This window comes from Rhodococcus jostii NBRC 16295, assembly GCF_001894825.1.
In the GTDB taxonomy this organism is placed as follows: Bacteria; Actinomycetota; Actinomycetes; order Mycobacteriales; family Mycobacteriaceae; genus Rhodococcus_F; species Rhodococcus_F jostii.
The window spans coordinates 1-719 of sequence record NZ_BCWY01000269.1 but is presented as its reverse complement, the minus strand read 5'-3'; the positions used below and the strand labels follow the sequence as shown (position 1 = coordinate 719).

At 70.4% G+C, this 719-nt stretch carries 1 protein-coding gene; it reads left to right on the top strand.

Going from position 1 to position 719, the window contains the following annotated elements:
- Positions 1–719: AMP-binding enzyme (locus RJ1_RS45135; RefSeq protein WP_143169629.1), on the top strand; the 719-nt coding region annotated here is incomplete at both ends.

Here is a 719-nt window from a genome sequence, read left to right as displayed (position 1 = left end):
GGATGTGGGAGATCGTCGAACGCAACGGTGTCACCGTGCAGGGGATCGCCCCGACGGCGGCCCGTGCGTTGATGGCGGGCGGGGGCGGGGCGGTGCGTGAGATGGCGACGCTGCGTTCGTTCGTCTCCACCGGGGAGGCGTGGGACGAGCCGACCTGGTGGTGGTTGTTTCAGGAAGTCGGGCGGTCGCGCCGGCCGATCATCAATTACAGCGGTGGCACCGAGGTCGGCGGCGGCATCCTGATCGGGTACCCGTTCCTGCCCTCGGCCGCTGCGGCGTTCAACGGGGCGTTGCCCGGTGTCGACGCCGCCGTGCTCGGGGAGGACGGTGCACCCCTCGTCGACGAGGTGGGGGAGCTCGCTGTCCGGAACACGTTCCCGGGCATGACCCACGGTTTCTGGCAGGACCGTGACCGGTACCTCGAAACGTATTGGGAGCGTTGGGATGACGTGTGGGTGCACGGTGACCTCGCCAGCGTCGACGCGGACGGGGTGTGGCGGATCCACGGCCGGTCCGATGACACGATCAAGCTGTCGGGTCGTCGGGTGGGTCCGGCGGAGATCGAGGCGGCGCTGCTGCGGGATCCGCGGATCGGGGAGGTCGCGGTCATCGGGGTTCCGGACGAGCTTCGGGGGCAGCGGGCCGTCGCGTTCGCCGTGGTGCGCGAGGGCGGTGTCGATCTCGATGATCTGCGGGCGACGGCTCTGCGGAACGCCGGC